The organism is Paracoccus chinensis (genome assembly GCF_900102885.1).
GTDB lineage: Bacteria > Pseudomonadota > Alphaproteobacteria > Rhodobacterales > Rhodobacteraceae > Paracoccus > Paracoccus chinensis.
In genome coordinates, this window is record NZ_FNGE01000003.1 from 135,074 (window position 1) to 161,275 (window position 26,202).

Here is a 26,202-nt window from a genome sequence, read left to right on the forward strand (position 1 = left end):
GGCGGGTGATGGCGATCGATCCAGAGCGTGCGGCCATCCGGCTGGGCTACGGCCTGTCGCCCCGGATGCCTCCGGCAGAATCCGTGTTTCTTCTGGAGTCGGTGGCGCAGGCCACGCACCCCGACGGCTGGACGACCACGGCCGCCACGGCTGCGCATCTCGATTTTGCCGAGATCCGGCAGGCCCGTGACGAAGGCGCACTGAGTCCCGAGGATTACCGCGCCCATGTGCAGGAGCTGGAAGGCCAGCGCCTTGATGCGCTGCGCAACCGCATCGCCCGTGCGGCAGGTGCGCCGGCAGGCTTCGGCGAGCGGCTGGTCCAGTTCTGGGCGGACCATTTCACCGCGGTCGCGCAGAACCCGACGCAGCACCTGATGGCCGCCGCCTTCGTGGACGAGGCGATCCGCCCGCATCTGAACGGCCGTTTCGGCGACATGCTGTTCGCCGCCGCGACGCATCCGATGATGCTGATCTACCTGAACCAGAACGCAAGCGTCGGCCCGAACTCGCAATTCGCGCGGCGTCGGCCCGAAAAGCACGTCGGGCTGAACGAGAACCTCGGGCGCGAGATCCTGGAACTGCACACGCTGGGGGTCGGGGCTGATTACAAACAATCCGACGTGCGGGAGCTGGCCGAGTTGCTGACCGGGCTGACCTACAACCCGAAGGACGACCGCCGCTTTCGCCCGCAGGTGGCCGAGCCGGGGGCCGAGACGGTCCTGGGGGTGCCCTATGGCGACGGCCTGCCCGAGATCGCGCGTGCCATGGGAAACCTGGCCATGCATCCGGCGACGGCCCGGCACCTTTCGCGCAAGCTCGCCACCCATTTCGCCGCTGACGACCCGCCCGAGGCGCTTGTGGCCGATCTCGCGGCGGTATGGCTGGACAGCGGCGGCGACCTGAGCGCGATCAATACCGCGCTGGTCGCCCATCCGGGACTTGCCGCCACCTTCGGGCAGAAGACGCGGCAGCCTTTCGATTTCATTGCCGCCTCCCTGCGCGCCTTGGGGATGGGGGCAGGCGAGATCCTCGCGCTGGAACGCCCGCAGGTGCGCCAACACCTGCTGGTGCCGATGCAGCGCATGGGCCAGCCCTTCGGCAAGGCGCGCGGCCCTGACGGCTGGCCCGAGCATGCGGCCGACTGGATCACGCCGCAGCTTCTGTCCGCCCGCATCGGCTGGGCGCTGTCCACCCCGCAGCGCCTGATCGAACCTTTTCCCGACCCCCGCGCGTTCCTGTCCACCGCCCTGGGCGCCACCGTTTCCGAAACGCTGGCCCGTGCCGTTCCGCGTGCCGAGAACACGCGCGAGGGGGTGGCGATCGTGCTGGCCTCGGCCGAGTTCAACCGCCGCTGAAAGGGCCTCCCATGCCGACGCGCCGCGCCTTGCTGAAGACCGCAGCCCTCGCCGCGTGTTCCGCCGCGGCGCATCCGCTGTTGTCCACCATGACCTTTGCCTCGGCACCCGGGGAAAACCGACTGGTGGTGATCGTCCTGCGCGGCGCGATGGACGGACTGGACGTGGTGCAGCCTTATGGCGATCCCGCCCTGCGGGCGCTACGGCTCGCCCTGTCTGCAGGCCCCGAGGGCGGCGCGCTTGTTCTGAACGATTTCTTCGCCCTGCACCCGGCGCTGGATGGCCTCATGCCCTTGTGGCAGGCGGGAGAGCTGGCCTTCGCCCATGCAGTCGCCACCCCCTACCGCGACAAGCGCAGCCATTTCGACGGGCAGGACCTGCTGGAAGCGGGGACGGGCAACGACCTGCCCATCGACCAGCAGAAGGGCGGCTGGCTGAATCGGTTGCTGCAGGCCATGCCCGGCGCCACGGCCGAGACCGCCTACAGCGTCGGCACCGAGGAGATGCTGATCCTGTCCGGTTCTGCCGGCGCACTCAGTTGGGCACCCGAGGCGGCCCTGACGCTGTCTCCGCAGGCCCGGTTGCTGCTGGCGGAAGTCTATCACGACGACCCGCTGTTCCGCGACGCCGCGCGCGCCGCCGAGGAGATCGGCGCTTCGCTGACAGGCGAGATGGGCAAGGGACCCAAGGGCGATGCGGCGCGGCTGGCTGCTTTCGCGGCGGACCGGCTGAACGGCGAAACCCGGATCGCGTCCTTTTCGCTGTCGGGCTGGGACAGCCACGCCCGGCAGGCACAGGTGCTGAAGCGTCCGCTGGGGGATCTCGCGACCGCCATCCTGACGCTGCGCGACGGACTTGGCGCGAACTGGGCGCGCACGACCGTGCTGGCGATGACAGAATTCGGCCGCACGGCGCGCGAGAACGGCTCGGGCGGTACCGACCACGGCACCGGCGGCGCGCTGCTGATGGCGGGCGGCGCGGTCCGGGGCGGGCGCGTTTACGGCGACTGGCCAGGGCTGGGCGAGGGGCAGCTTTACCAGGACCGCGACCTGCTGCCCGCGCGGGACGTTCGCGCCTATGCGGGCTGGGCGATGCGGGGGCTGTTCGGCACCAAGACCGGGCTGATCGAGCGGGCGATCTTCCCCGGCCTCGACCTCGGCCCCGATCCGCGCATCCTGGCCTGAGAGGCGCCGAAAAGAAAAACCCCGGCCGCAAGGGCCGGGGCTTCCAGGTGCAAGTGGCGCTGTCCTCAGACGGCCATGCGCACCGCGATCTCGTGCCAGCCTTCCCAGATCATCTTCAGCGAAACGAAGAGGATGATGAGCAGGCCGACCCAGGCAATCCAGCGATAGCGGTTGATGAGCTTGGCGATATAGGTCGAGGCAAGGCCCATCAGCGCGATCGACAGCACCAGGCCGATGATCAGCACCTCGAAATGGTGCCGCGCGGCGCCGGCCACGGCCAGCACGTTGTCCAGCGACATCGAGACGTCGGCGATGACGATCTGGGTCGCCGCCTGCGCGAAGGTCTTGCGCGGGGCACCCGCGACGCGGCCGTCCTTGTTGAGGTCGGCGTCTTCCAGCGCCTCGTGCGCCTCGACCTCGTGCTGGTGCTGGCCCGCGCTGAGCTCGCGCCACATCTTGTAGCAGACCCACAGCAGCAGCAGGCCGCCCGCCAGAAGAAGGCCCGTGATCGCCAGAAGCTGCGTGGTGATCAGCGCAAAGCCGATCCGCATGATCGTCGCGGCGATGATGCCGACCAGGATGGCCTTGTTGCGCTGGTCCTTGGGCAGGCCGGCGGCGGCCAAGCCGATCACGATGGCGTTGTCGCCCGCCAGCACCAGGTCGATCGCGATGACCTGGAACAGCGCCACAAGCCAGTCACCTGTGATGAAATCCATGCTGTTCCCTTTGTTTCACCGGACCGAGACAGCCGGCGTTCCGTTGCGGATGGCCGCAGGCCTCCGAGTCTCTCGGGGCCGCCTTGCCTGGGCGGCCGGATAGACGCTGACCGGGACAAGGGCAATGCCCGGAGCGCCTCATTCTGCCTCAATTTCGTTGAGCGGAAGACAGGATAGCAACAATGGCGCAGGCGCGGGGCATCTGGGTCTGCGCGGACAACGGCTGCCCTGCAGGTGAGGGGAAAGGAGAGCCTTGGCCCTCCTTTCCTTCATGTTGAAGGGCCTGTCAGTTCGACGGCGCTGCCGGGGCAGGGGCCCCGGTGTCGTCTGCCCGTGAGGCGTCCTGCCCGGCAGGGTTGCCACTCGCAGGGGCGGCGGGCTCGGCCGGCCCGGTTTGGGCGGCCGGTTCTTGAGTCGCTGCAGAGTCGCTCCCGGCAGGGGCGGCAGGCTGCGTGGCGTCCGACGTGCCAGGGGCAGGTGCGCCCGCGCGTTCCGGGCCGGCGGAAGGCATGGCACCTTCCATGTGACCGGGCGGCATCGTGCCGTGATGGTCCCCCATCCCGTCGCGCGGAGGCTGCATCATGCCGGGATGATGGCCCGGCATGGCGCCGTGCTCATGCCCGTGTCCGTGCATCGGCATCCCGTGGTGATGCCCGGGGCCGTGGTGATGGCCGTCCTGCGGCCCGCATCCGCCTGCGTCACCGCTTGTCGGCAGCAGCGACCAGACGCCGGTGACCTGCGCGCTCAGCGTCAACTCGCCCGCCTCGACCGGGGTCGAGGCTTCGGCATCGGCGGCACGTGCCATCATGGCCATCGGCCGAGGCCCTTGCGTCATGCTGGTGTCGGTGAGCGAAACGAGCGGCCCCAATTCCATCCCCGCCGCGCGCGCAATCACCTCGGCGCGGCGCCGGGCCTCGGTCACGGCTTCGGTCCGCGCACGGTCCTCGGTCGCGGCTGCGTCCTCGCGCGAGAAGGTGATGCCCTGCACGTCGGTCGCGCCCGCCCCGACCATCGTGTCCAGGATCGCGCCCAGCCGGGGCAGGTCGCGGATGCGGGCCGTCACGATGTTCTGCGCCTGATAGCCCGTGATGACCGGCGGCTGTCCCTCGCGCGAGTAATCCTGCAGCGGCGACAGGCTCAGCCCCTGGGTCTGCAGGTCGGCGGGCGCCACGCCCTGCGCGCGCAGGGCCTCGATGATGGCGGTCTGGCGGGTGGCGTTGTCCGACATTGCCTGTGCCGCCGTGGGCGCCTGCGTGGTCACCCCCAACGAGACCGTGGCAAGGTCGGGGGCGACACTGGCGCGGCCCTCGCCCTGCACGTTGATCGTGGGCGCCTGCGCCCCCGCGTTCATGCCGCAGCCGGCCGTCTTCGGGTGCGCCGCGGCCGGAAGCGCCAGCATCGCAAGCGCCAGCGCGGCCGACAGCGGCAGCCGCGCGGCGGTTCGCAGGGAAATCGAGGGGAGCGGGCTCATGGAAACTCCTTGCCTTGCCTTCGCGCGGGATCCCGCGTCCGGGCCAGTCTGCCCGGGTTCGGGCAGGGCCGCAAATCCGCGCGGGGCTTTCTCACGATGAGGTGTTTCGCTTTGCAGAGGGGCGCAGTTCGGTTATCCATGGGGTTGAGCAGCAACGGACCGGATCGCGCATGAACGACGACCGGCCAGAACGGATAAGCCCCGGCCCATGAGCAAGCGTTCCGCGCCCGATTTCGCCCTGTCATTCAGCAACGATGCCGTTCACCTGATGGAACGGGCCGATCCGCCGGCGGCCGCCTCGGTGCGGTGGAAGGAGCGGGCGGTCGCCGCCTTCGACGCGCCCGACTTCCGGGCCGAGATGGCCCGGCTGCGCAAGCTGGTGGCGAACGGGCGCGACGCCAAGGTCGCGCTGATCATTCCCGACGACCAGATCCTTTACACCTCGCTGCCCATTCCCGGGGACGACCACAAGCCGGTCGAGCTTGGCCAGGCGCTGGACGGCCTGACGCCCTATCCCGTGGCGGATCTCGCCTGGGACTGGCGGCCGAGCGCGGCCGGCGACGTGCGCGTGGCGGCGGTCGCGCGCCAGACCCTGCGCGAGGCCGAGGATTTCGCCCGCCGCCACGGCTTTGCCGCCGCGGGCTTCCTGGCCGATCCGGCCGATGGGCTGTTCCCGGCGACTCCCCGCTTCGGCGAGCCCGTCGCGGCGGACGAGGTTCTGGGCGATGCCGACCTGCCCGGCGACCTTCCGGCGGACCAGCCCGAGGCGACCGCTTCGCAGGCTGCCGCAGAGGATGCGCCGGTGTCGGATGATGCGGTGAAGGCCGATGCTGTCGCAGCGGAGGCTGGCGATGCCACCGTGCCGCCCGGAGATGGCCAGACTGATCTCGCAGATGATCGTGGTGCCGTCGAAACTGTGGCAGAGGACAGTTCCGCCCCGAAAGAAGCGGAACCGGAGGGCGGCTCTCCTGCTGCTGGGGAAGATGAAGCCGCGGCCACGGCCGAGGTCGCCAAGGGACAGGCTCCGGACGTTGTCGTAGCGTCCGCCGAGGCCAATGATGCTTCATTGGCCCAGGATCAGATCGGCGATGGCTTGGTGGCGGATACGTCCGAGCAGACCGAGCCCCCGGTCTCCGGGATGGACGAGGCCACGGGCGAGAACTCGCGCCCGGCCGCAGAGTCCGCACCGGCGGAACTGCGCCCCGGGGATGCCGATCCTGCTCCTGCAGCGGCTTCAGCCAGTGTCGCCAGGGCAGGCAATCCGGCCGCGGTTCTGCCCGGCAACAGGCCCGCAGCACCCCGGCTGTCGAAGGATCGGGCGCTTGCGCTGTCGGACGGGGAGGAGGCCGAGGCGTCGCCTGACAAGCCCTCCCTGCCGGAACGGGGCCGCGTGGTGATCGAACGCGCGGCAGCTGCTCGTGCCTTGCGCGTGGACCCGCCTGCTCCGGTCGCCCAGCACCCGGGCGCGCGCGGCGGCGTCGGCGGCCTGCTGGTGATGCTCGGCGCGCTGCTGGTCGGACTGATGCTGATCTGGGCCTTCGTAACGCCGGGTGACCGGCCGGTGGCCACTGCTCCAGCCGTCCCGGCGCCGGCCGAGGACCCGGCGGCGCAGGCTGCCGCGCAGCCCGAAGCACAGGAAGCAGGGACGACTATGCCTCCGACGCCCTCCAGCGCGGCCCCGGCACAGGCCGAGGTGGTTGAGACTCCGGTGCCGGTCGAACCTTCCCGCATCGAGGCTCCGGTTGCTGCCGCCACGCAGACGAACCCCGTTCAGGCGCCGGAACAGGGTCCCGGCGCCACCGGGAATGCCGCTGCTCAGGTTCAGCCCGTCACCACCCCGCCGACGTCCTCCTCGGTTACGCCGCCAGCTTCCGACGCGGCGCAGACCAATGCTGGGAATACTGTTCCCACGACCACGGCTGCGCCGGTGGCACCCGCCGCGCCGGACTTGCGGTCGCCTGACCCGGCAGAGCAGGCCGAAGGTGCCACATCCACTGTCGCGGCTCCTGCTGCTCCGGACACCGCTACCGATGGCACCACGACTGCGGGCCCGACCCAGCCGGCTGCTGCGCCTGTGGCTCCGGCCAGCACGTCTGCCGGTTCGGCACCCGGCGCGAATGCCCCTTCCAACCCGGCGCCTGCGATTGCCGAAGACGACGGCGGATCGGCTGGAACCGAGGCTCAGGCCGTGCCTCCCGTCACGTCGGCCCGCTCACCTGCCGAGATCGAGGCGGCGTCTCCGGTCACTTCGTCTGCGTCGCCCGCAGCGGCTGCCCCTGCACTCTCTGCGCAATCTGCCGCGCCCACAGGGTCGACAGCCGCGCGTCCGACTACGGGACCGCGTCGGCCCCAGCCTGCCGCCGCGCCGTCCGTGTCCGAAGCCGACCCGCTTCCTGCCGTGGTGCCGGGACGCCGTGCGCTGACCCGGTCCGAGCGGCCTGCCTCTCGCCCCGCCTCGGTGCAGGCTCCCCGCGCGACCACCGCTCCCCGCGCCGCAGCACCCGAAGCTGCGCGTCCTGCCGGGACAGCGCGTCCGGCGGCCACGGCTGCCCCGCGTCCCGCACCGTCCCGCCCCGAGGCGGCGCCCCGTGCCTCGACGCGGCCCGCCACGACCCGTGAGCCGGTCTCTTCTTCGCGGCCCCGTCCGCGCCCCGAGGAAGGTTCGGCCGACGAGTCGGTGACCGCGGCCGAGATGACGCCCGCCGAGCGGGTTACCGCCGACGCACTGCTGGCCGGGCTTTATGCGCTCCATCCGACACTTCCGCGCCTTTCGGTCGCTTCGGCGGCTGACGGGCCCCGCTTTGCCGAGGCGCGGCCGTCGCGCCGTCCTGCTGCGGCCGCTTCCGCCGTCGATGCGGCGGTGGCCGAGGCCGTGGCCAGCAAACCTGCAGCAAAATCCTCGGGCGACCGCCCGGCCGCGCGTGCCTCGAAGTCCGCCGCGTCCGAACCGTCGCCCGCGAAAGCCGCCCCTGTGAAGGCAGCAGCCAACACCAACGGACGCCCGGCCGCGCGTCCGAGCCGTGCCGGGACGGCGAAATCCTCCTCGGCCGTCGAAAGCGCCCTGGCCGAGGCGGTGGCGACCGCCAAGCCTGCACCGGTTGCGCTGGCCTCGGCCGCTTCTCTTGCGCCCGTGCGCAAGCCTGCGCGCCCCGCCGCAATACCCGTACCCCAGGCCGATGCCGAAGCCCAGGCGGTCGCCGCCGCTGCCGCCGCAGCACTGCGTGCGCCCACCCCGACGCCGGTTCCCATGCCGACGCCGGCTCCCCAGGCGGCCCCGACGACGACCGCCAGCGCGGCACCGGTGCCGGATGACGCGGGCCAGCGCATGCGTGACGAGCAGTTGCAGCGACAGGCCGAGGAGCGTGCCCGCCAGCGCGCCGCTTCCGACGCCCAGGCCGAGAGGCAGGCCCGCGCCGCCGCCGAAGCGCGCGCCCGCGCCCAGGCCGAGGCCGAGGAACGCGCCGCCATCGCCGCGCGCGGCAGCTATCGCCCGCCCGAGATCGACGACGAGCCCGAGATCGCCCAGAAGCCCGCCGAGGGCCGCACCACGGGCGACGTCGCCAAGAATGCGACCCTGCGCGGGATCGAGACGAACAAGACTCAGGTCATCGGTGTGGTGGGCGCAGGGCGCGCCAGCCGCGGCCTGATCCGCCTGCGCAACGGCAAGGTCGTGACGGTGCGCCTGGGCGACCGGATTGACGGCGGCGCGATCAACTCGATCGGCAACGGCAAGATCACCTATGTCAAGGGCGGCCGGACCTACAACCTGCCGATCCTGAACGGGCGCTGATCAGCGCCCTTGCGTTACCTGCAATAGCTCTGCCGCCGGGTCCAGCTGGCGATCTCTGCCCGCTTTTCCTGCGATCTCAGCGGCATCCAGCTGCGCGCCAGCCCGCGCCAGCTGCGGCCCCCCTGCACCTCGGCCCCGCCCGCGATGGCGCCGTCGCGGGTGACCTCGCGCGCCATGATCCGCACCGCGCAGCGCAGGTTGCCCGCGCCGTCCTCTCCCGTGCCGCAGGCGCCTTCCTGCGTTTGGGGACGCGACAGGCGCAGCAATCCGCGGGGCGAGCCCTGCGAGGCGCCCTCGTGATGGGCGACGGCCGACACCAGCCCGGCCCAGAATGCCTTCCGGTTCTCGCGCGTCTGCGCGGCGTAGCCGGGGCAGAACTGCATCACGTCGGACGGCACGGTGGACAGCAGCGTCACGCCTTCGGAATCCAGCGCGGCCAGCGCAGCCTCGGTCCATTCGGTGTTGTCCTCGCCCCAGCGCATCGCGGGCTGTTCCTTGCGCAGGCCCACGGCCGAGGCGAGGCGGCCGGTCACCGAGGGACGTTCGACCGGGGCGATGGTGGGGGCGGTCGTGGCCTGCCGCCCGGCCTCGACCGCGCCGCATCCGGCCAGCGCCAGCGCCGCCAGAACCATGATTCCCTTGCGCATGACATTTCCCCTTGCACCTTTTGGTGCGGCCTAGCCCGCGCCCTGCCGGACCTCAATGAACATTCCGGCGACCGGCTCTCGCGCAACCAGCCCTTGTCGCGCGAGGGCCACGGCAATAGAAACCACCCCAACGCTGCCGGAGACGAAGATGCTGGACCACCTTTCCTATACCGCCCCCGAACCCAAGGTCATCGCCGGGGCCAAGGGAGACTGGGAACTGGTCATCGGGCTTGAAGTCCACGCGCAGGTCGCCTCGAACGCCAAGCTGTTCTCGGGTGCCTCGACGGCTTTCGGGGCCGAGCCGAATTCGAACGTCAGCTTCGTGGACGCGGCAATGCCGGGGATGCTGCCGGTCATCAACGAATTCTGCGTGGCGCAGGCGGTCCGCACCGGGCTGGGGCTGAAGGCGCAGATCAACCTGATGTCGGCCTTCGACCGGAAGAACTACTTCTATCCGGACCTGCCGCAGGGCTATCAGATCAGCCAGCTTTACCACCCCATCGTGGGCGAGGGCGAGATCATCGTGGACATGGCCCCCGGTGTGGCCCGCCGGGTGCGGATCGAGCGCATCCACCTGGAACAGGACGCGGGCAAGTCGATCCACGACATGGACCCTGCGCTGTCCTTCGTGGACCTCAACCGCACCGGCGTCGCCCTGATGGAGATCGTAAGCCGTCCCGACATCCGCGGCCCCGAGGAAGCGGCGGCCTATGTCGCCAAGCTGCGCCAGATCATGCGCTATCTCGGCACCTGCGACGGCAACATGCAGAACGGCAACCTGCGCGCCGACGTGAACGTGTCGGTCTGCAAGCCGGGTGACTATGAGCGTTATCAGGCCACGGGCGACCATTCCGTGCTGGGCACCCGCTGCGAGATCAAGAACATGAACTCGCTGCGGTTCATCCAGCAGGCGATCGAATATGAGGCGCGCCGCCAGATCGCCATAATCGAGGATGGCGGCACGGTGGTGCAGGAAACCCGCCTGTACGACCCCGACAAGGGCGAGACGCGGTCGATGCGGTCGAAGGAAGAGGCGCACGACTACCGCTATTTCCCCGACCCCGACCTGCTGCCGCTGGAAATCGAGCAGGGCTGGGTGGATGACATCGCCACGGGCATGCCGGAGCTGCCGGACGAGAAGAAGGCGCGCTTCGTGCAGGAACTGGGCCTGTCGGAATACGACGCGGGCGTGCTGACGGCCGAGGTCGAGAACGCCGATTTCTTCGAGGCCGTGGCCAAGGGCCGCGACGGCAAGCAGGCCGCGAACTGGGTCATCAACGAACTGTTCGGGCGGCTGAACAAGGAAGGCTTGTCCATCGGTGAAAGCCCGGTGTCGGCGGCGCAGCTTGGCGGCGTGCTGGACCTGATCGCCTCGGGCGAGATTTCCGGCAAGATGGCCAAGGACCTGTTCGAGATCGTCTGGACCGAGGGCGGTGAGCCCGCCGAGATCGCGCAGGCGCGCGGCATGAAGCAGGTCACCGACTTGGGCGCGATCGAGGCGGCAGTCGATCAGATTATCGCCGCGAACCCCGCGCAGGTGGAAAAGGCCAAGGCGAACCCCAAGCTGGCCGGATGGTTCACGGGGCAGGTGCTGAAGGCGACGGGCGGCAAGGCCAACCCGGCGGCCGTGAATGAGATGGTGGCGAAAAAGCTCGGGCTCTGACGCGTCCCCGGGTCCAGGCTTGCAACGCGGGCCGGGGACGGGGCGTTCGGCTGCACCGGAAACGACCCAGCGCAAGGAGCGTGCGATGCAAGCCTATGAATACACCGTCCTGCCCGCGCCGAACCGGGGCGAAAAGGTCCGGGGTGCCCGCAGCGGGGCGGAACGCTTCGCCCATGCGCTGACCATGGAAATGAACCGCATGGCGCAAGCGGGCTGGGAGTATGTCCGCGCCGAAACCTTGCCCTGCGAGGAACGCAGCGGCCTGACCAGCCGCACCACCGTCTATCACAACGTCCTGGTCTTCCGCCGCGCGCTCGCGCCTGCCTATCCCCAGCACGAGTGGGCCGCGGCGCAGCGACCGCTTGCGGCCTCTCACGAAGCGGGCCCCGCTCTGCGTCCGCTGGCTGCGGCGCAACCCGCCCCCGAACCGGCGCCCGGGTCCGAGCCGCCCTCGGACTGGCCGGACGGCGATCCAGCCGAGGCGACTCTTCCCGAGCCCGCCAGAACCGAGGCTGCGCGGGTGGACGACTACGACGAGCCCGGCTTCGACCCCGACCGCACCGAAGGCCCGGCCGAGCCGCCGCCCTTCGTCCAACGTCCCCCCTTGGCCGCGCAGCGGCCCGAGCCCAAGGCGGGCGGCATCTTCTCGGAACCCATGCCCGGCAGCACCACCCGCCTGGGCCCGGCCGAACGGTAAGACCTGGGCGCCTGCATCACACTGCGTGCGCACTTACCAATGCGGCGGGCGCTGGTCGGCCAGCGGGATCGTGCCTTCGGCGGCTTCGCGCTCGGCCTCGCGTTCCATCAGCAGGCCGACGCGGCGCGACAGGGCGCGGATTTCGGTCGCTTGCCGCGAGACCACGTCGGACAGGTCCTCGACCGTGCGCTGAAGATGGGCAATCCGTTCTTCCAGCGCCTGCAACTTGTCCATGCCGCCCCCTTCCGCTAATCGAAGCCCGCGACCTGAAGGAAAACCCGCATGGCCAAGGATCAGAAACCGCGCCGCCCGCGCGCCGAAACGCCCAAGGGCTTCCGCGACTATTTCGGGCCAGAGGTGACGGAACGCAAGGCGATGCTGGACCGCATCGCTGCCGTCTATCACCTGCACGGCTTCGAGGCCCTGGAAACCTCGGGCGTCGAGACGGTCGAGGCCCTGGGCAAGTTCCTGCCCGACGTGGACCGCCCAAACGCAGGCGTCTTTGCCTGGCAGGAGGAAGCGGTGCCCGGCGGCGGCTCTGGCGACTGGCTTGCGCTGCGCTATGACCTGACGGCGCCCTTGGCGCGGGTCGCCGCGCAGTATCGCAACGACTTGCCCGCGCCTTATCGCCGCTATGCGATGGGGCCGGTCTGGCGAAACGAGAAGCCAGGGCCGGGCCGCTATCGCCAGTTCTACCAGTGCGACGCCGACACCGTGGGCGCGGCCAGCGTCGCGGCCGATGCCGAGATCATCGCCATGCTGGCCGACGCGCTGGAAGCGGCGGGGATCGCGCGGGGCGACTATCTGGTGCGGGTGAACAACCGCAAGGTCCTGAACGGTGTGCTGGAAGCCGCGCGCGTCCAGCCCGAGCAGGCGGCCGACGTGCTGCGCCAGGTCGACAAGTTCGACAAGGTCGGCGAGGCGGGCGTCCGCGAACTTCTGACCACCGGGCGCAACGATGCCTCTGGGGCCGAGATCGAGGGGGTGGGTCTGGACGCCGCGCAGGCCGAACCGGTCCTGCGCTTTCTGACCTCCAAAGGCGACGACAACGGTACGACGCTTGAGAATCTTAGGGCGGCCGTGGGCGGCTCGGCTATTGGTGCCGAAGGCGTGGATGAACTGGCCCAGATCGCCGCGATGCTGGACGCAATGGGGATGGGCGCGGATCGCGTCGTGATCGACCCCTCGGTCGTGCGTGGATTGGGCTACTACACCGGCCCGGTGTTCGAGGCGGAACTGACCTTCGAGATCCTCGACGACAAGGGCCGCAAGCGCCAGTTCGGCTCAGTGGCGGGCGGCGGGCGCTATGACGATCTGGTCGAGCGCTTCACCGGACAGAAGGTGCCCGCGACGGGCGTGTCCATCGGCGTGGACCGGCTGCTGGCCGCGCTGCGCGAAAAGGGACTGGCCGGGACCACGGCACAGGGGCCGGTCGTCGTCACTGTCATGGACCGCGACCGCATGGCCGACTACCAGACGATGGCTGCTGAACTGCGCGCTGCGGGCATCCGGGCCGAGGTCTACCTCGGCAACCCCAAGAACTTCGGCAACCAGCTCAAATATGCCGACAAGCGGGCCTCGCCTATCGCCATCATCCAGGGCGCGGACGAGGCGGCACGCGGCGTGGTGCAGGTCAAGGACCTCATTCTCGGCGCGAAGATCGCTGCGCAAGCATCTGTTGAGGAATGGAAATCGCAGCCCGCCCAAGTTGAGGTCGCGCGCGAGGAACTGGTCGTCACCGTCCGCGAGATGCTGGCGCGATGATCCCCCGCACCGCCAAGGCGGCGGTGGGCCGCCGCATCCTGGACGCCTTCCGTGCGGCGGGCGCTGTCGAGGTCGCGCCCGACATCCTGCTGCCCGCCGACACGCTGCTGGACCTGTATGGCGAGGACATCCGCGCCCGCGCTTATCTGACCACCGACCCGATCCGGGGCGAGGTCGTGCTGCGCCCCGACTTCACCGTGCCGGTCGTGCAGATGCACATGGCGCAAGGGGCCGAGCCCGCACGCTATTGCTACCTGGGCGAGGTCTTCCGCAAGCAGGACCACGGCGATACGCGGCCGGCGAATCCGCGTGAAAACGAGTTCCTGCAGGCGGGTTTCGAGCTTTTCTCGCGCGATCCGGAGGCCGATGCCGAGGTCTTCGCCCTGTTCCACGGCATCCTCGCGCCCTGCCGGTTGTCGGCCACCATGGGCGACATGGATCTGCTGCTGGACGCCGTTGCGGGCCTGCCGCTGTCGGCTTCGCGTCGCGCGATGCTGGCGCATCACATCTGGCGGCCCAAGCGGTTCGAGCGGCTGCTCGACCGCTTCTCGGCCGTCGAGCAGCCCCGCCATTTCGCCGTGAACAGCGCCCCTTGGACCGGCCTGCGCTCGCAAGAGGAAATGGAGGCCCGCATCGCCCGGCTGGAGGCCGCCGCCGAGGGGCCCCCCTTGGACGCAGCCTGGCGCACCCGGCTGCACCGCCTGTTCTCGGTCGCCGGTCCTGCACCCACCGCGCTGGACGAATTGCGCATCCTAGCCGACCACATCCCCGCCATCGCCGAGGCGGTCGAGCGCCTGTCCGCCCGGCTGGACGCCATTACTACGCGCGGCATCGATCCGGGCAGCATCCGTTTCGACGCAAGCCACGGGCGCCGCACCATGGAATATTATGACGGCATGACCTTCAGCTTCACCGCCGAGGGCCGGCCCGACTGGCCTCCTGTCGCCACAGGCGGTCGCTACGACGCGCTGACGAAGGTGCTGGGGCAGGGCGAGGCCATCCCCGCCGTCGGCGGCATCATCCGCCCCGGCCTTGTCGCGGAACTGGAGCACGCGCCATGCTGAAGCTGGGCCTTCCCTCCAAGGGCCGCCTGATGGAGCAGAGCTTCGACTGGTTCGCCACTCGCGGCATCCGGCTTGCCCGCACGGGCTCGGACCGTGAATATGCGGCCCGGGCCGAGGGAATCGAGGGCCTGTCCCTGGTCCTGCTGTCGGCAGGAGAGATCCCGCGAGAGCTTGCCGCCGGGCGCATCCAGCTTGGCGTGACCGGTTCGGACCTGATCCGCGAGAAGCTCGCGGGCTGGCGCTCCGACGTGGTGGAACTTGCGCCGATGGGCTTCGGCCATGCCGACCTCGTGCTGGGCGTCCCCGCCTGCTGGCGCGACTGCGAGACGCTGGACGACTTCGCCTCGATCGCCCGGGACTTCCGCGCGGCGCATGGCTTCCGGCTGCGGATCGCGACCAAGTATCACCGGCTGGTCCGCGCCTTCCTGTCGGACCACGAGGTTGCCGACTATCAGCTGGTGGACAGCCAGGGCGCGACCGAGGGCACCGTGGCGAACCTGACCGCCGAGGCCATCGCCGACATCACCTCGACCGGCGAGACGCTGCGGGCAAACCACCTGAAGATCCTGCCCGACGCCCTGATCCACGCCAGCCAGGCCACGCTGGTCGCCAACCGCCGCGCGATCGAGACAGGCGCCATCGCCCCCATCGTCGCGCACCTTGGCCTGCCGCCTCACGCAGCCTGAGCGGCGGCCGGCCTGACCAAGCTATCTCCCCGACTTCCAGCTTCGCCCAAGGGCTGAGGGATCGTCTTTGCGTCCAGTCGCGTTAAGGCCCGGGCGCACAGGCCCGGAAAGCAGGAGAACCGACATGGTCAACGCAAGCGAGATCACCGAGCACATGGAAATCGTGGGCGCCGACGGCGTGCACGTCGGCAAGGTCGATGGCGTCAAGGGCGACCGCATCAAGATGGTGCGCAAGGACGAAGAGCACGGCCAGGACAACCAGCACCACCATTTCGTGCAGCTTTCCGCCGTAGCCTCGGTCGATGGCGGCAAGGTCTGGCTGTCGGCCGAAGCCGCCAATGCGCGGCAGCTCTTCGAGGAAGAGGACGGCAGCCCGGTCGAGCATACCGGCTGACCACAGCATCCGGCGCGGCGCGGTCAGGGCAGCCCGACCGCGTCGGCCAGTTTACAGGCCGACCAGCGCCCGGGCGAACTCGCTCGGCTCGAATGCGTCCAGGTCGTCGATCTGCTCGCCCACGCCGATCGCATGGATCGGCAGGCCGAACTTGTCTGCCAAGGCAACCAGAACGCCCCCGCGCGCGGTGCCGTCCAGCTTGGTCATGACCAAGCCCGACACGTCGGCCAGCTTGCGGAAGGTTTCCACCTGGCTCAGGGCGTTCTGGCCGGTGGTGGCGTCCAGTACCAGCAGGGTGTTGTGGGGCGCAGAAGGGTCCTTCTTGCGAATGACGCGGACGATCTTCGCCAGCTCTTCCATCAGGTCGGCGCGATTCTGCAGCCGACCCGCCGTGTCGATCAGCAGCAGGTCCGCACCCTCGGCCTCGGCCCGCGTCATGGCGTCCCAGGCGAGGCTCGCTGGGTCCGAGCCTTGTGCCGCGACCATCACCGGTACGCCCGCGCGCTGGCCCCAGACTTGCAGCTGCTCGACCGCCGCCGCGCGGAAGGTGTCGCCGGCCGCGATCACCACCTTCTTGCCCGCTGCCTTGAGCTGGCTGGCGAGCTTGCCAATGGTCGTCGTCTTGCCCGAGCCGTTGACGCCCACAACCAGCACCACCTGAGGCCGCTTGGGATAAAGCGGCAAGGGCCGCGCCACGGGGGTCATGATCCGCGTGACTTCGTCGGCCAGGGCCTGCTTGAGTTCGGTCGCGCTGATGCGGCGGCCCATGCGTCCCTCGGCGATGTTGGCGGTCACCCGCAGCGCCGTGTCGGTGCCCATGTCGGCCGAGATGAGCATGTCCTCAAGCTCTTCCAGCATCGCGTCGTCCAGCTCGCGCCGGGGCTCGGCCGGGGCCGCCTCGGTGCGGCCGAACAGGCGGCCCATCAGGCCGGGACGGTTTTCGGGGGCAGGCTGGGGCACAGCCTGCGCGGGCGAGGGTGCTGGTGCCGGGGAGGGCACAGGCGCCGGAGCCTGCGCAGCGGAAGGTGCGGGAGCCGCCGCAACCGGGGCGGCCGCAGGAGGCGTCACGGCCGCCGTCGCGGGCGCCTCGGCTGCCCCTTCGGACACGATGCTGTCCAGTCCCGCGCCGATCTTCGACGAGGACTTCGTCAACCGCTCGCGCAGTTTCGAGAAAAACGACATGAGTCCGCCCTTTCGCTTGGCCCGACAAGCTATTCAGTCCCGCGCCAAAGGAAAACCCCGCAGGAAACTTCTTCTTCGCGCAAGTATCCCGGGGGAGTCCCGCAGGGACGGGGGCAGCGCCCCCAAGCCACGGTGCAAATGAAGACGGGCGGCGAAATCCTCGCCGCCCGCCCGGTCAGATCGGAAAAGCCTCAGGCCTTGCCGAGGTAGATGTCGACCAGCTTGCCCAGCATCTCCAGCGCGTCGGCGCGCGAGCGCTGGAAGCTGTTGCGGCCGATGATCGAGCCGTTGCCGCCGCCGTCGCGGATGGCGATGGCGTCCTCGTAGACCGCGTCCGAGCCCTTGGCCGCGCCGCCCGAGAAGACCACGATGCGACGGCCGCCGAAGGCCGCGTCCATGCAGTGACGCACGCGGGCCGCCTGGGTCGAGATGTCGATGCCCTGCTCTTGGTAGACCTTCCTGGCGTCCTTGTTCTCAAGGACGTCGGTCGAGAGCTTGATCTTGATGACATGCGCGCCCAGCAGCGCGGCGATCTGCGCGGCATAGGCCGCGATGTCGATGGCGGTCTCGCCGTCCTTGCTGATCGCCTCGCCGCGCGGATAGGACCAGATCACCGTCGGGATGCCGACCGAGGCGGCCTCGGCGCGCATCTCGGAAATCTCCTCGAACATGTCCAGCGCCATGTCCGAGCCGGGATAGATGGTGAAGCCGATGGCGGCGCAGCCAAGGCGCAGCGCGTCCTGCACGGTCGCGGTCACGGCCTGGTTCTTGCCGGCCGTGTCGCTCATCAGCGAGTTGGCCGAGTTGCACTTGAGGATCGTCGGGATCTGGCCGGCGAAGGTGTCGGCGCCCGCCTCGATCATGCCCAGCGGCGCGGCATAGGCGTTCAGGCCTGCGTCGATCGCCAACTGGTAGTGGTAGTGGGGGTCGTAGCCCAGCGGGTTCTTGGCGAAGCTGCGGGCCGGGCCGTGCTCGAAGCCCTGGTCCACGGGCAGGATGATCATCTTGCCGGTGCCGGCCAGCTTGCCGGTCATCAGCATGCGGGCCAGGTTGCCCTTCACGCCGGGGTTCTCGCCTTCGTAGTTGGCGAGGATCTTCTTGACGGTATCGGTCATCTGCATCGGACGGCCCTTGCTGTGGTCATGGTCGGCGATGCCATATCAGACGGCAGGGCAAGGGAAAGGGCGGTTGCGCTAACGGAGGGCCGCAGCCACCGGAACACGTGACCTGACGGAACGCAGGGCGGGCCATCCACGTTTGCGTGAGAACAACGGACTCGCGCGTAACGGAACAGGAAGGTGGCCCATGTCCCACAACGACAACATCCCCGAAAGGTCGGCCCGCAAGCACCGGCCCGCGCTTTGGGCGCTTGGCACGGCGATCGGCCTGGCGCTCGTCGCGTTCCTGCTGTTTTCCTCGATGGGAAGCGATGAGCCCGCAGGAGGGCAGCCCGAGGTGGTGGCGCCCGGCACGGACACGGCCGCGGGCACCGCGGGCGGCAGCGGGAATGACGCCTCGGCGCGGGAAGACGCCGAGCCTGGCACCGCCTCTGCCCCTGCAGGCGCAAGCCCGGCCCCCGCAAGCAACTGAGGCACTTCGGAACGGACAGGGCGGCCACCGGGCCGCCCTTTTTCGTTTCAGCGCTTGGCGGCGATCAGGGCCGCGACGCCGGGCAGGTCCTTGCCTTCCATCCACTCCAGGAAGGCGCCGCCCGCCGTCGAGATGAAGGTGAAGTCCTCGGCGACGCCCGCCTTGTTCAGCGCGGCGACTGTGTCGCCTCCGCCTGCGACCGAGATCAGCTTGCCCGCGCGGGTCAGTTCCGCCGCCGCCGCCGCCGCGGCGTTGGTGGCCGCGTCGAAGGGCTCGATCTCGAAGGCGCCCAGCGGGCCGTTCCAGATCAGCGTGCGGCACTGGGCGAAGACGGCGCGGACCTGCGCCACCGTTTCCGGCCCCGCGTCCAGGATCATCGCATCAGTCGGGCAGGCGTTGGCCGAAACGACCTCGCTGGGGGCGCCGGCCTTGAACTCGCGCGCGACGACCACGTCCACGGGCAGGTGGATGGTGCAGCCCGCGCCCTGCGCCTTGGCAAGGATCTCGCGCGCGGTGTCGGCCATGTCGCGCTCGGCAAGGCTTTTCCCGACCTCGATGCCCTGCGCGACCAGGAAGGTATTGGCCATGCCGCCGCCGATCACCAGGTGCTCGACCTTGGTGATGAGGTTCGACAGCAGATCCAGCTTGGTCGAGACCTTGGCCCCGCCCACGACGGCGACGACCGGCCGCTCGGGCGTGCCCAGCGCCGCGTCCAGCGCGTTCAGTTCGGCTTCCATCAGCTTGCCCGCGCCGGACGGCATCAGCCGCGCCAGCCCCTCGGTCGAGGCATGGGCCCGGTGCGCGGCCGAGAAGGCGTCGTTCACGTAGGCCTGCCCCAGCGCCGCCAGCGAGGCGGTGAAGGTCTGCTCGTTCTCCTCCTCGCCCGGATAGAAGCGCGTGTTTTCCAGCACCAGCACGTCGCCCGACTTCAGCGCGGCGACCGCGCGCTTGGCATCGCCGCCGATCGCTTCCGAGGCGAAGGCCACGGGCTGGCCCAGCGCCTGTTCCAGCGCGGGCACGATCTGGCCCAGGCTCATGGCGTCCACCCGCTTGCCCTTAGGGCGGTCGAAATGGGCCAGAAGCACGGGGATGCCGCCCTTCTTCTGGATTTCCTTGACGGTCGGGACGATCTTCTCGATCCGCGTCGCGTCGGTTACGCGGCCGTTTTCCACGGGCACGTTCAGGTCCACTCGGGTCAAGACGACCTTTCCGTCCAGGTCCATGTCGTCAATGGTATTGAAGCGCGCCATCGGGCATCCTTCCTGCCTTGCGGATTTGCCGGTGCTTGTCCGTCAAGCGTGGAGGCGCGTCAACTCTGCGTCAACACGAAGCCACCTGGCCGCTCCCACCGGGCTCCGGGTCCGGGTCATGGATCGGGTGCCTTCCAGGTTCTGATCCTGTCCGCGACCAAGGCCTGCAGGCGCCAAAGATTGCGGTCGTGGATGTCGAGCTCTTCGAGGTGCGCGACGGTATTATGCAGATACTCGGCGCAGGTGCCCCAGTGGCCCGCCGCGCGGGCAAGCACGTCGGCGACTTCCTCCAGCGGCAGCCTGCCCGCATGGAAGGGGCTGCGACGGTCCATGACGAACCCGAGGGCGCGAACGGACCCATCCTCTGTCTGTGCGTCCAGCCAGCGCGGCGGGGTGCCCGGCGGCTTTACCACCAGTTCGCGCCGAAAAAGCGTATGAAGAACCGCCTCGGCCCAGTTGCGCGGAATGCGGAAGATCATCCCCTGGCACTGCCCGCCCCGGTCCAGCGCCATCATCAGCCCGTTCAGGTCACGTGTGCCGCGAAAGCGCGCGACCCGGATGCAGAAGGCGCGGTGCCAGCCCCGCATGGTCGCCATCCGGCGCTCGGTATACTGGAACCCGGGCTTCCACAGAAGCGAACCGTAGCCGAACAGCCACAGGTCGCCCTCGGGCGCATCGGCAAGCATCGAGCCCACGATCCCCTCCTAATCCGCATCGGTCAGGTAGACCGCGCCGGAACTGGGTCCGGCATCCTCGTCCACGCGGGCGGCGCGGGCGACCAGTTCCGGTGTTGAATCTATCTGTCGCTTTGCCATGACCGTGCTCTGCGGGGCCGGCGGGGTCTTGAGGAAGGGTAGCACGGATCGGCGGGTCACGCGCGTCCGTCAGGGGCGTGAGCCACGGACCCACCCCGCCGCTCATGCGTTGCGTCGGTGCCGCGGCCGACCTAGACCAAGGCCGCACGAACGAAAGGAACTCCGATGGCCGAGATCAAGGACCCGGAAAACACGATCATCATGGAACTGAAGGACGGCCGCGTGGTGATCGAGCTTCTGCCCGATGTCGCCCCTCAGCATGTCGCCCGCATGAAGGAACTGGCGCGCGCAGGGAAATACGACAACGTGGCCTTCCACCGCGTGATCGAGGGCTTCATGGCCCAGACCGGCGACGTCCAGCACGCCAACATGGAAAAGGGCTGGGACGCGCGGCGCGCGGGCACGGGCGGGTCGGACCTGCCGGACCTGCCGGCCGAGTTCTCGCGCCTGCCGCATGCGCGCGGCTCGATCGGTGCGGCGCGGTCGCAGAACCCCAACAGCGCCAACAGCCAGTTCTTCATCAACTTCAAGGACAACGATTTCCTGAACGGCCAGTACACCGTCTACGGCCAGGTGATCGAAGGCATGGAGCACGTGGACAAGATCACGCGCGGCGAGCCGCCAGCGACCCCCGACCGCATTGTCTCGATGAAGGTGGCCGCCGATGCGTAAGCTGCTGATCTCCTCCGCCCTGATCCTGTCTGCGGGGGCGGCTTTCGCCCAAGCTCCGCAGGCGACCGACGGCCCCGGCCCGAACATGGTGATCGAGGTCGCCGATGCCGCGGGCCAGCCCAAGGGCACCATCGTTCTGGACCTGCTGGCCGAAAAGGCGCCCGGCCATGTCGAGCGGCTGGTGACGCTGGCCAAGCAGGGCGCCTATGACGGCGTCGTGTTTCACCGCGTCATCGAGGGTTTCATGGCCCAGACCGGCGACGTCGAGTTCGGCAAGCAGGACGGCGACACCTCGCGCGCCGGCATGGGCGGGTCGGACCTGCCGGACCTGAAGGCCGAGTTCAACGACGAGAGCTTCCAAGCGGGCACCGTGGGCATGGCCCGCAGCCAGGACCCGGACAGCGCCAACAGCCAGTTCTTCATCGACCTGGCGCCCGCGCCCTTCCTTGACGGGCAGTATACCGTCGTGGGTCATCTGGTCGAAGGCTGGGACGTGCTGAACGCGATCAAGAAGGGCGACCAGAACGCCAACGGCGCGGTCGAGGCGCCCGACTACATGGCCAAGGTCACCATCACCGAGTGACCGTCCCCCGGACCCCCGCGTCCGGCGGGGGTCCTTCCCCTGCCGGGCGCACCGGTCAGGAACCGCTGGCCCTTGGCAACCTGCGCGCGCAGTATGCCGGTGAAAGGACCATCGGAGCGACGTGATGCCGCCGCAGATCGCAACAGGCCTGTCGCTTGCCTTCGCCGCCTATCTCGTCGCCACCGCTGTCTACATCATTTCCGAGAACCGCCGTCCCAGCGCGACCTTCGCCTGGATGCTGCTGTTCTTCGTGCTGCCGGGCGCGGGGGTGATCGTCTACCTGCTGTTCGGGCGAAAGCACCGGCAGTTCGGCCAGACCGCCACCCTCATGCGGCAGGAACTTGCCCAGCGCCTCGATCCGGTCTTTGCCGCGCTGAGGCCGGAACATGAGCGCGCGGTCCATCTCATGCACCCGGACGAGGGCTCGGGCGCCTCGCTGGCGGAACTGGTGCGCAACACCAGCCATTCGACCGTGACGACCTGCAACGAGGTCCGCATCCTGCAGAACGCGGCCGAGGCCTATCCGGCGCTGATCGCGGACATGAAGGCCGCGCGCCGGTCGATCCACCTGCAGTATTTCAGCTGGAACACCGATGCGCTGGCCGAGGAACTGTTCGCGATCCTTGCTGCCAAGGTGGCCGAAGGGGTGGACGTCCGCATCGTCTATGATCCCGTGGGCTCGCTGCTGATGCTGAGGCGCGGCTATATCCGCCGGATGCGAAAGGCGGGTATCCGGATGGAGCCCTTTTCCAAGCTGTGGCGCCTGCACACGATCTCTTACCGCAACCACCGCAAGATCGCGGTCTTCGACGGCTGCGTGGGTCACACGGGCGGGCTGAACATCGGCGGCGAGCATGTGACACCGCCCAAGGGCTTCAGGCTGTGGCGCGACACGAACATCCGCGTCGAAGGCTCGGCGGCGACCCTGCTGCAGGCGGTCTTTGCCGTGGACTGGCACAATGCCACGGGCGAGGACCTCTTCCGGCCCGAAGCCTTCCCGCCGACACCCGAGCGGCTGAAGCACGCGCAACTGCCCGTGCAGATGACGCTGTCGGGGCCGGATTCCGAATGGCAGGCGATCCGGCAACTTTACTTCGCCATGATCACCAGCGCACGGAAGCGCGTCTACATGCAGTCGCCCTTCTTCATTCTTGACACCAGCATCGCCGAGGCACTGAAGGCCGCGGCCCTGTCGGGCGTGGACGTGCGCGTGATGATCAGCGAACGCGGCACAAACCAGTATGTGCCCTACTGGGCCGCCAACACCTACATGGAGGAGATCGCGGCCGCGGGCGCCACGGTCCTGCTGTATGAACCCGGCTACCTGCACGCCAAGACCGTCATCACGGATGGCTGCGTCTGTTCCATCGGCTCGGCCAACATCGACATCCGCAGCTTCAGCATCAACTACGAGCTGAATGCCGTGATCTACGACAAGGCGCTGTCAGCTGAGCTGGAAGCCGGCTTCCTGCGCGACATCGCGGATTGCCGCGAGTTCACCGTCGCCGAATACCGCAACCGCAATGCGCTGGTCCGCTTCCGTGATTCCGTGGCGCGGCTGTTCTCGCCCCTGATGTAAGCGTCAGCGCCAGGGCAGTTCCACCGCCATGCCGGGGCCGAGCGGCCGGAAGCAATCAGGGGGCATGTCGCGATCGTCAAGGGCGCGGGCCAGGTCGAGGGGCGGGGCCTCCTGTGCCTCGTAGGTCATCTGGAAGGTGCCCCAGTGGTGGCCGAAGGCGCGGCGGGCGCCGCAGTCCAGCATGATCTGCACCGCTTCGGGCGGGTCCACGTGCTGGCCCTGCATGAACCAGCGCGGCTCATAGGCGCCGATGGGCAGGATCGCCACGTCGGGGCGGCCGAAGCGGGCGCGGACGCGCGGGAAGATACTGCCGTCGCCATAGGCCGTGTCGCCCACGTGATAAAGGACGCCTCCTCCGGGGCTGGTCAGCACGAAGGAGCACCAGAGCGTCATGCGCCGGTCAGCCACCCCCCGGCCCGACCAGTGGAAGGCCGGTTCCAGGTGGACGGCAAGACGCGGGGACAGGATGGCCCTTTCGCCCCAGTCATGGGTCTCGACCGCGATGCCGGGATCATGGCGGCGGATCACGACGTCATTGCCCAAGGGGGCGATGATCCGGGGCTCCCACCGCCGCGACAGCCGCAGGATCGCGGGGATGTCCATGTGGTCGTAGTGGTTGTGCGTGATCAGGATGGCGTCGATGGGCGGCAGGTCGTCGAAGCGGATGCCCGGAGGCTGGGCGCGTCGGGGACCGGTGCCAGGCACAGGGCCGAGGCGGTCGGCATAGACCGGGTCGATCAGCAGGTTGGTGCCGCCGACCTGCACCAGAAGGCTCGCATGCCCGATCATGGAGATTCGCAGGCCACCGACCCGGCGCGGGGGGCGGTCGAACCGGGCGGGCGGCGTGACGGTCGGCCAGTATCGGGCTGCCTTGACCGCGTTCATCCAGGCCAGTTCCAGCAGCCCGTTCGCTGGCGGCTCGGACGGGGAATGGAAGCGCAGCCCGTCGAAGTGATCCGACACCGGCCCGTCATAGAAAGGGTTGCGCGCCACGGGCATGAGGGCTCAGCACCGGGTCCGGCCAGCGCCGGGAAGACAAGGGACAGCCATGGTCGTGCTCCGCCAGTGACCGCTGCCTGCCGCGCGATGGGGGCGGTGGCAGGTTTCCACCCCTCCAACGATCCCGCGCGTGCGGCGTTCCCCGGATGGCGGGACCAGTGCCAAGTCCGATCTTTGGCCGGTGATGGAACAAATGGCGGTGAAGTCGTGTTCGGATGCCATAAGCAAGTGCCCCTACTGGAAAGGACCCGGAGATGGCCAACAACTACACCGCCTCGGACGCGCAGAACGACCTGAACGACGCCGCCAAGGACGTGAAGGACGCAGCGCAGGACACTTCGAAGGATGTGAAGTCGGGCATCAACAAGCTGGCTGACAACGCCAAGGACGCGTGGAACGAGGCCACGGGCAATACTACCACCGACAAGGTCAAGCAAAGCGCCGCCGATCTGGCCGCCGCCGCCCGCGAGCGGGGCGAGGAGTTCGTGGGCCGCGCCCGCTCCGAGGCCGACCGCCTGTACCGGGAAGGCGAGCGCCGCGCCCATGAGGTCGCGGAATATGCCGGTGACTACTACGACGAAATGTCCGAAATGGTCCGCCGCAAGCCCGCTCAGGCGCTGGGCATCGCCGCGGGCGTGGGCTTCCTTGTCGGCCTGATCCTGGCGCGGCGCTGATCCCATGTTCGATTACGCGCGCAACATGCAGCTCGCCCTGAGCGACGCGGGCCGGAGGGTCGCCCTGAAGGCGGCAGCCGGCGTCGTGATCGCGCTGGGCGCGGGCTTCCTGATCGCGGCGTTGTGGTCGTTCCTGGCCTGGAACCTCGGCTGGGGCCCCGTCGGGGCCTCGCTCGCCATCGGTCTTCTGTTCGTGGTGATCGGCATCGTCTTCCTGTCGATGTCGAAGAAGGTGAACCACCCGGTGCCCAGCACCGACGAGCTGAAGGCCGAGGTCGAGACGCGGCTGAGCCTGGCCACCGATGCGGCGCTGGAAAAGGCCCGCATCAAGGCGGTCGAGGTGGTGGACAACGTCGAGAACCGCGTCCACTCCTTCGTCGATGACGTCACCCACAAGGCCGAGCGCTTTGTCGATGACGCCGAGGCAAAGGTGCAGGGCTTCACCCGCAACGTGGCGGGGCAGGCGGCGCAGAAGGTCGGGCTGACGCCCCAGTTCTTCGCCGAAGCGCAGGACACGGTCGAGCGCGTCAAGAACTCGAACGCGGCGACGATCCCGCCCCTGCTCAGCGCCTTTGCCGTCGGCATCGCGATCGCGAACCGTGTGCAGGCCTGGCGCCGGCCGGACAACCGCGACTGGGATCGCCACGACGACCGCTATGATCGGTACGATCGCTACGATGACGAGGACGATGACTACTATCCCTGAGGCATTCCCTGCCTCTGCACATGAAAAAGGGCCGCGGCGATCGCGGCCCTTTTTACATGCGGTTGGTGCGGCTCAGCTGTTGGCTTCGCGGATCTTCTCGGCGGCCTGCTTGTCATAGGCCACGCCGGTGCGGTCCAGAAGCTGGTCCAGCTCGCCCGACAGGGTCATCTCGGTGACGATGTCGCAGCCGCCCACGAACTCGCCCTTGACGTAAAGCTGGGGAACCGTCGGCCAGTCGGAAAAGTCCTTGATGCCCTGGCGCATGTCGTCGCTGGAAAGCACGTTCACGTCGCGGTAGGCCACGCCCATGTAGTTCAGCACGCCGGCCACGCGGCTGGAGAAGCCGCACTGCGGAACCTCTTTCGTGCCCTTCATGAACAGAACGACGTCATTGCTGTCGATCAGTTCCTGGATGTCGGTGCGGATGTCGGTCATGTTCCTGGTGTCCTCGGAGAGGTTGCGTTCACTCGGGCGCCCTGGTGGTCAGCGCCAGCGCATGGAGCGCGCCGGCAGGCCCGTCCATGCGACCCTTCAGCGCGGCATAGACCATGCGCTGCTGCTGCACCCGGTTCTGGCCGCGGAAGCTTTCGTCGATGACCTCGGCGGCGAAGTGGTTTCCGTCCCCCGCAAGGTCGGTGATGGTGATCCGGGCCGAGGGGAAGGCCTCGCGGATCAGCGCCTCGATCTCATAGGCTTCCATCGCCATGACGCATCCTCCGGG

26 protein-coding genes are annotated in these 26,202 nt (G+C 69.0%); 15 read left to right on the plus strand and 11 right to left on the minus strand.

The features are described from left to right. The first annotated feature begins 8 nt into the window (after window positions 1-8). Together BLQ03_RS04390 and BLQ03_RS04395 are read left to right on the plus strand one after the other, a co-directional pair. A complete protein-coding gene (locus BLQ03_RS04390) occupies window positions 9-1,355 on the plus strand; it encodes a DUF1800 domain-containing protein (RefSeq protein WP_090753353.1) in 1,347 nt (448 codons plus the stop codon). An 11-nt stretch (window positions 1,356-1,366) separates the two neighbouring features. Then, a complete protein-coding gene (locus BLQ03_RS04395) occupies window positions 1,367-2,539 on the plus strand; it encodes a DUF1501 domain-containing protein (RefSeq protein WP_090753355.1) in 1,173 nt (390 codons plus the stop codon). 65 nt (window positions 2,540-2,604) lie between these two features. On the opposite strand, the gene BLQ03_RS04400 is transcribed toward BLQ03_RS04395, so the two are convergent. Then, window positions 2,605-3,255 carry a TerC family protein gene (locus BLQ03_RS04400; RefSeq protein WP_090753357.1) on the minus strand — a complete coding sequence of 217 codons (651 nt, stop codon included), beginning with the start codon at window positions 3,253-3,255 and terminating at the stop codon, window positions 2,605-2,607. A 286-nt stretch (window positions 3,256-3,541) separates the two neighbouring features. Beyond that, window positions 3,542-4,726: an SIMPL domain-containing protein gene (locus BLQ03_RS04405; protein ID WP_090753359.1), complete on the minus strand. Its 1,185-nt coding sequence runs from the start codon at window positions 4,724-4,726 to the stop codon at window positions 3,542-3,544. Between the two features lie 208 nt (window positions 4,727-4,934). Between BLQ03_RS04405 and BLQ03_RS04410 the strand changes: the two genes are divergently transcribed. Then, on the plus strand, window positions 4,935-8,516 hold the full coding sequence (locus BLQ03_RS04410; RefSeq protein WP_090753361.1) for a hypothetical protein: 3,582 nt from the start codon (window positions 4,935-4,937) through the stop codon (window positions 8,514-8,516). 14 nt (window positions 8,517-8,530) lie between these two features. Here the strand turns inward: BLQ03_RS04410 and BLQ03_RS04415 are convergent, their stop codons facing one another. Next, the gene (locus BLQ03_RS04415; RefSeq protein WP_090753363.1) at window positions 8,531-9,163 is read right to left on the minus strand and encodes a hypothetical protein; all 633 of its coding nucleotides are present in this window, start codon (window positions 9,161-9,163) and stop codon (window positions 8,531-8,533) included. A 148-nt stretch (window positions 9,164-9,311) separates the two neighbouring features. On the opposite strand from BLQ03_RS04415, the gene gatB reads away from it, so the two are divergent. Together gatB and BLQ03_RS18800 are read left to right on the plus strand one after the other, a co-directional pair. Continuing rightward, entirely contained in the window at window positions 9,312-10,826 is a 1,515-nt protein-coding gene (gatB, locus tag BLQ03_RS04420; protein ID WP_090753365.1) for an Asp-tRNA(Asn)/Glu-tRNA(Gln) amidotransferase subunit GatB, read from the plus strand. A gap of 85 nt (window positions 10,827-10,911) precedes the next feature. Continuing rightward, the gene (locus BLQ03_RS18800; protein WP_245688676.1) at window positions 10,912-11,523 is read left to right on the plus strand and encodes a DUF4177 domain-containing protein; all 612 of its coding nucleotides are present in this window, start codon (window positions 10,912-10,914) and stop codon (window positions 11,521-11,523) included. 33 nt (window positions 11,524-11,556) lie between these two features. Here the strand turns inward: BLQ03_RS18800 and BLQ03_RS04430 are convergent, their stop codons facing one another. Further along, complete coding sequence (locus BLQ03_RS04430) at window positions 11,557-11,757, minus strand: SlyX family protein (RefSeq protein WP_090753367.1); 201 nt, start codon at window positions 11,755-11,757, stop codon at window positions 11,557-11,559. A 48-nt stretch (window positions 11,758-11,805) separates the two neighbouring features. On the opposite strand from BLQ03_RS04430, the gene hisS reads away from it, so the two are divergent. The 4 genes from hisS (at window position 11,806) to BLQ03_RS04450 (ending at window position 15,431) form a co-directional block, all read left to right on the plus strand. Further along, window positions 11,806-13,287 carry a histidine--tRNA ligase gene (gene hisS / locus BLQ03_RS04435; protein ID WP_090753369.1) on the plus strand — a complete coding sequence of 494 codons (1,482 nt, stop codon included), beginning with the start codon at window positions 11,806-11,808 and terminating at the stop codon, window positions 13,285-13,287. Further along, complete coding sequence (locus tag BLQ03_RS04440; protein WP_090753371.1) at window positions 13,284-14,351, plus strand: ATP phosphoribosyltransferase regulatory subunit; 1,068 nt, start codon at window positions 13,284-13,286, stop codon at window positions 14,349-14,351. Before hisS ends, BLQ03_RS04440 begins: the two co-directional genes overlap by 4 nt. Continuing rightward, window positions 14,345-15,037 (plus strand): ATP phosphoribosyltransferase, encoded by a 693-nt coding sequence (gene hisG / locus BLQ03_RS04445; protein WP_090753373.1) that lies wholly within the window; start codon window positions 14,345-14,347, stop codon window positions 15,035-15,037. Before BLQ03_RS04440 ends, hisG begins: the two co-directional genes overlap by 7 nt. A gap of 124 nt (window positions 15,038-15,161) precedes the next feature. After that, on the plus strand, window positions 15,162-15,431 hold the full coding sequence (locus BLQ03_RS04450) for a DUF2171 domain-containing protein (protein WP_090753375.1): 270 nt from the start codon (window positions 15,162-15,164) through the stop codon (window positions 15,429-15,431). A 51-nt stretch (window positions 15,432-15,482) separates the two neighbouring features. Here BLQ03_RS04450 and ftsY read toward each other — a convergent pair whose 3' ends face one another. Then, window positions 15,483-16,613, minus strand: coding sequence for a signal recognition particle-docking protein FtsY (ftsY, locus tag BLQ03_RS04455; protein ID WP_090753377.1), 1,131 nt, complete (start codon window positions 16,611-16,613; stop codon window positions 15,483-15,485). A gap of 191 nt (window positions 16,614-16,804) precedes the next feature. Further along, window positions 16,805-17,734: a class I fructose-bisphosphate aldolase gene (locus tag BLQ03_RS04460; protein WP_090753379.1), complete on the minus strand. Its 930-nt coding sequence runs from the start codon at window positions 17,732-17,734 to the stop codon at window positions 16,805-16,807. A 184-nt stretch (window positions 17,735-17,918) separates the two neighbouring features. Here BLQ03_RS04460 and BLQ03_RS04465 point away from each other — a divergent pair, with 184 nt between their 5' ends. Beyond that, window positions 17,919-18,203 (plus strand): hypothetical protein, encoded by a 285-nt coding sequence (locus BLQ03_RS04465; protein ID WP_090753381.1) that lies wholly within the window; start codon window positions 17,919-17,921, stop codon window positions 18,201-18,203. 47 nt (window positions 18,204-18,250) lie between these two features. On the opposite strand, the gene BLQ03_RS04470 is transcribed toward BLQ03_RS04465, so the two are convergent. Both BLQ03_RS04470 and BLQ03_RS04475 read right to left on the minus strand, forming a co-directional pair. Continuing rightward, entirely contained in the window at window positions 18,251-19,453 is a 1,203-nt protein-coding gene (locus BLQ03_RS04470; protein ID WP_090753383.1) for a phosphoglycerate kinase, read from the minus strand. A gap of 116 nt (window positions 19,454-19,569) precedes the next feature. Further along, the gene (locus BLQ03_RS04475; RefSeq protein ID WP_090753385.1) at window positions 19,570-20,139 is read right to left on the minus strand and encodes a gamma-glutamylcyclotransferase; all 570 of its coding nucleotides are present in this window, start codon (window positions 20,137-20,139) and stop codon (window positions 19,570-19,572) included. 294 nt (window positions 20,140-20,433) lie between these two features. Between BLQ03_RS04475 and BLQ03_RS04480 the strand changes: the two genes are divergently transcribed. The 3 genes from BLQ03_RS04480 (at window position 20,434) to cls (ending at window position 23,102) form a co-directional block, all read left to right on the plus strand. Further along, window positions 20,434-20,940 (plus strand): peptidylprolyl isomerase, encoded by a 507-nt coding sequence (locus BLQ03_RS04480; protein ID WP_090753387.1) that lies wholly within the window; start codon window positions 20,434-20,436, stop codon window positions 20,938-20,940. After that, window positions 20,933-21,523: a peptidylprolyl isomerase gene (locus BLQ03_RS04485; protein WP_090753389.1), complete on the plus strand. Its 591-nt coding sequence runs from the start codon at window positions 20,933-20,935 to the stop codon at window positions 21,521-21,523. The genes BLQ03_RS04480 and BLQ03_RS04485 overlap by 8 nt, the downstream gene beginning before the upstream one ends. 124 nt (window positions 21,524-21,647) lie before the next feature. Further along, window positions 21,648-23,102, plus strand: a complete 1,455-nt coding sequence (gene cls, locus BLQ03_RS04490; protein ID WP_090753390.1) for a cardiolipin synthase — start codon at window positions 21,648-21,650, stop codon at window positions 23,100-23,102. 3 nt (window positions 23,103-23,105) lie between these two features. Here cls and BLQ03_RS04495 read toward each other — a convergent pair whose 3' ends face one another. Beyond that, window positions 23,106-24,095: an MBL fold metallo-hydrolase gene (locus BLQ03_RS04495; RefSeq protein ID WP_245688677.1), complete on the minus strand. Its 990-nt coding sequence runs from the start codon at window positions 24,093-24,095 to the stop codon at window positions 23,106-23,108. A 260-nt stretch (window positions 24,096-24,355) separates the two neighbouring features. Between BLQ03_RS04495 and BLQ03_RS04500 the strand changes: the two genes are divergently transcribed. Then, window positions 24,356-24,775, plus strand: coding sequence for an ElaB/YgaM/YqjD family protein (locus tag BLQ03_RS04500; protein WP_090753394.1), 420 nt, complete (start codon window positions 24,356-24,358; stop codon window positions 24,773-24,775). A 4-nt stretch (window positions 24,776-24,779) separates the two neighbouring features. Next, entirely contained in the window at window positions 24,780-25,481 is a 702-nt protein-coding gene (locus BLQ03_RS04505) for a phage holin family protein (RefSeq protein ID WP_175558769.1), read from the plus strand. A 72-nt stretch (window positions 25,482-25,553) separates the two neighbouring features. On the opposite strand, the gene grxD is transcribed toward BLQ03_RS04505, so the two are convergent. Together grxD and BLQ03_RS04515 are read right to left on the minus strand one after the other, a co-directional pair. Continuing rightward, window positions 25,554-25,916, minus strand: a complete 363-nt coding sequence (grxD, locus tag BLQ03_RS04510) for a Grx4 family monothiol glutaredoxin (protein ID WP_090753396.1) — start codon at window positions 25,914-25,916, stop codon at window positions 25,554-25,556. Between the two features lie 28 nt (window positions 25,917-25,944). Beyond that, entirely contained in the window at window positions 25,945-26,187 is a 243-nt protein-coding gene (locus BLQ03_RS04515; RefSeq protein WP_090753398.1) for a BolA/IbaG family iron-sulfur metabolism protein, read from the minus strand. Window positions 26,188-26,202 lie beyond the last annotated feature (15 nt).

Bases quoted from the DNA above. Each gene is read 5' to 3' on its own strand.
- BLQ03_RS04390 (WP_090753353.1), top strand. From the start codon at position 9: ATGGCGATCGATCCAGAGCGTGCGGCCATCCGGCTGGGCTACGGCCTG.
- BLQ03_RS04395 (WP_090753355.1), top strand. From the start codon at position 1,367: ATGCCGACGCGCCGCGCCTTGCTGAAGACCGCAGCCCTCGCCGCGTGT.
- BLQ03_RS04400 (WP_090753357.1), bottom strand. From the start codon at position 3,255: ATGGATTTCATCACAGGTGACTGGCTTGTGGCGCTGTTCCAGGTCATC.
- BLQ03_RS04405 (WP_090753359.1), bottom strand. From the start codon at position 4,726: ATGAGCCCGCTCCCCTCGATTTCCCTGCGAACCGCCGCGCGGCTGCCG.
- BLQ03_RS04410 (WP_090753361.1), top strand. From the start codon at position 4,935: ATGAGCAAGCGTTCCGCGCCCGATTTCGCCCTGTCATTCAGCAACGAT.
- BLQ03_RS04415 (WP_090753363.1), bottom strand. From the start codon at position 9,163: ATGCGCAAGGGAATCATGGTTCTGGCGGCGCTGGCGCTGGCCGGATGC.
- gatB (WP_090753365.1), top strand. From the start codon at position 9,312: ATGCTGGACCACCTTTCCTATACCGCCCCCGAACCCAAGGTCATCGCC.
- BLQ03_RS18800 (WP_245688676.1), top strand. From the start codon at position 10,912: ATGCAAGCCTATGAATACACCGTCCTGCCCGCGCCGAACCGGGGCGAA.
- BLQ03_RS04430 (WP_090753367.1), bottom strand. From the start codon at position 11,757: ATGGACAAGTTGCAGGCGCTGGAAGAACGGATTGCCCATCTTCAGCGC.
- hisS (WP_090753369.1), top strand. From the start codon at position 11,806: ATGGCCAAGGATCAGAAACCGCGCCGCCCGCGCGCCGAAACGCCCAAG.
- BLQ03_RS04440 (WP_090753371.1), top strand. From the start codon at position 13,284: ATGATCCCCCGCACCGCCAAGGCGGCGGTGGGCCGCCGCATCCTGGAC.
- hisG (WP_090753373.1), top strand. From the start codon at position 14,345: ATGCTGAAGCTGGGCCTTCCCTCCAAGGGCCGCCTGATGGAGCAGAGC.
- BLQ03_RS04450 (WP_090753375.1), top strand. From the start codon at position 15,162: ATGGTCAACGCAAGCGAGATCACCGAGCACATGGAAATCGTGGGCGCC.
- ftsY (WP_090753377.1), bottom strand. From the start codon at position 16,613: ATGTCGTTTTTCTCGAAACTGCGCGAGCGGTTGACGAAGTCCTCGTCG.
- BLQ03_RS04460 (WP_090753379.1), bottom strand. From the start codon at position 17,734: ATGCAGATGACCGATACCGTCAAGAAGATCCTCGCCAACTACGAAGGC.
- BLQ03_RS04465 (WP_090753381.1), top strand. From the start codon at position 17,919: ATGTCCCACAACGACAACATCCCCGAAAGGTCGGCCCGCAAGCACCGG.
- BLQ03_RS04470 (WP_090753383.1), bottom strand. From the start codon at position 19,453: ATGGCGCGCTTCAATACCATTGACGACATGGACCTGGACGGAAAGGTC.
- BLQ03_RS04475 (WP_090753385.1), bottom strand. From the start codon at position 20,139: ATGCTTGCCGATGCGCCCGAGGGCGACCTGTGGCTGTTCGGCTACGGT.
- BLQ03_RS04480 (WP_090753387.1), top strand. From the start codon at position 20,434: ATGGCCGAGATCAAGGACCCGGAAAACACGATCATCATGGAACTGAAG.
- BLQ03_RS04485 (WP_090753389.1), top strand. From the start codon at position 20,933: ATGCGTAAGCTGCTGATCTCCTCCGCCCTGATCCTGTCTGCGGGGGCG.
- cls (WP_090753390.1), top strand. From the start codon at position 21,648: ATGCCGCCGCAGATCGCAACAGGCCTGTCGCTTGCCTTCGCCGCCTAT.
- BLQ03_RS04500 (WP_090753394.1), top strand. From the start codon at position 24,356: ATGGCCAACAACTACACCGCCTCGGACGCGCAGAACGACCTGAACGAC.
- BLQ03_RS04505 (WP_175558769.1), top strand. From the start codon at position 24,780: ATGTTCGATTACGCGCGCAACATGCAGCTCGCCCTGAGCGACGCGGGC.
- grxD (WP_090753396.1), bottom strand. From the start codon at position 25,916: ATGACCGACATCCGCACCGACATCCAGGAACTGATCGACAGCAATGAC.
- BLQ03_RS04515 (WP_090753398.1), bottom strand. From the start codon at position 26,187: ATGGCGATGGAAGCCTATGAGATCGAGGCGCTGATCCGCGAGGCCTTC.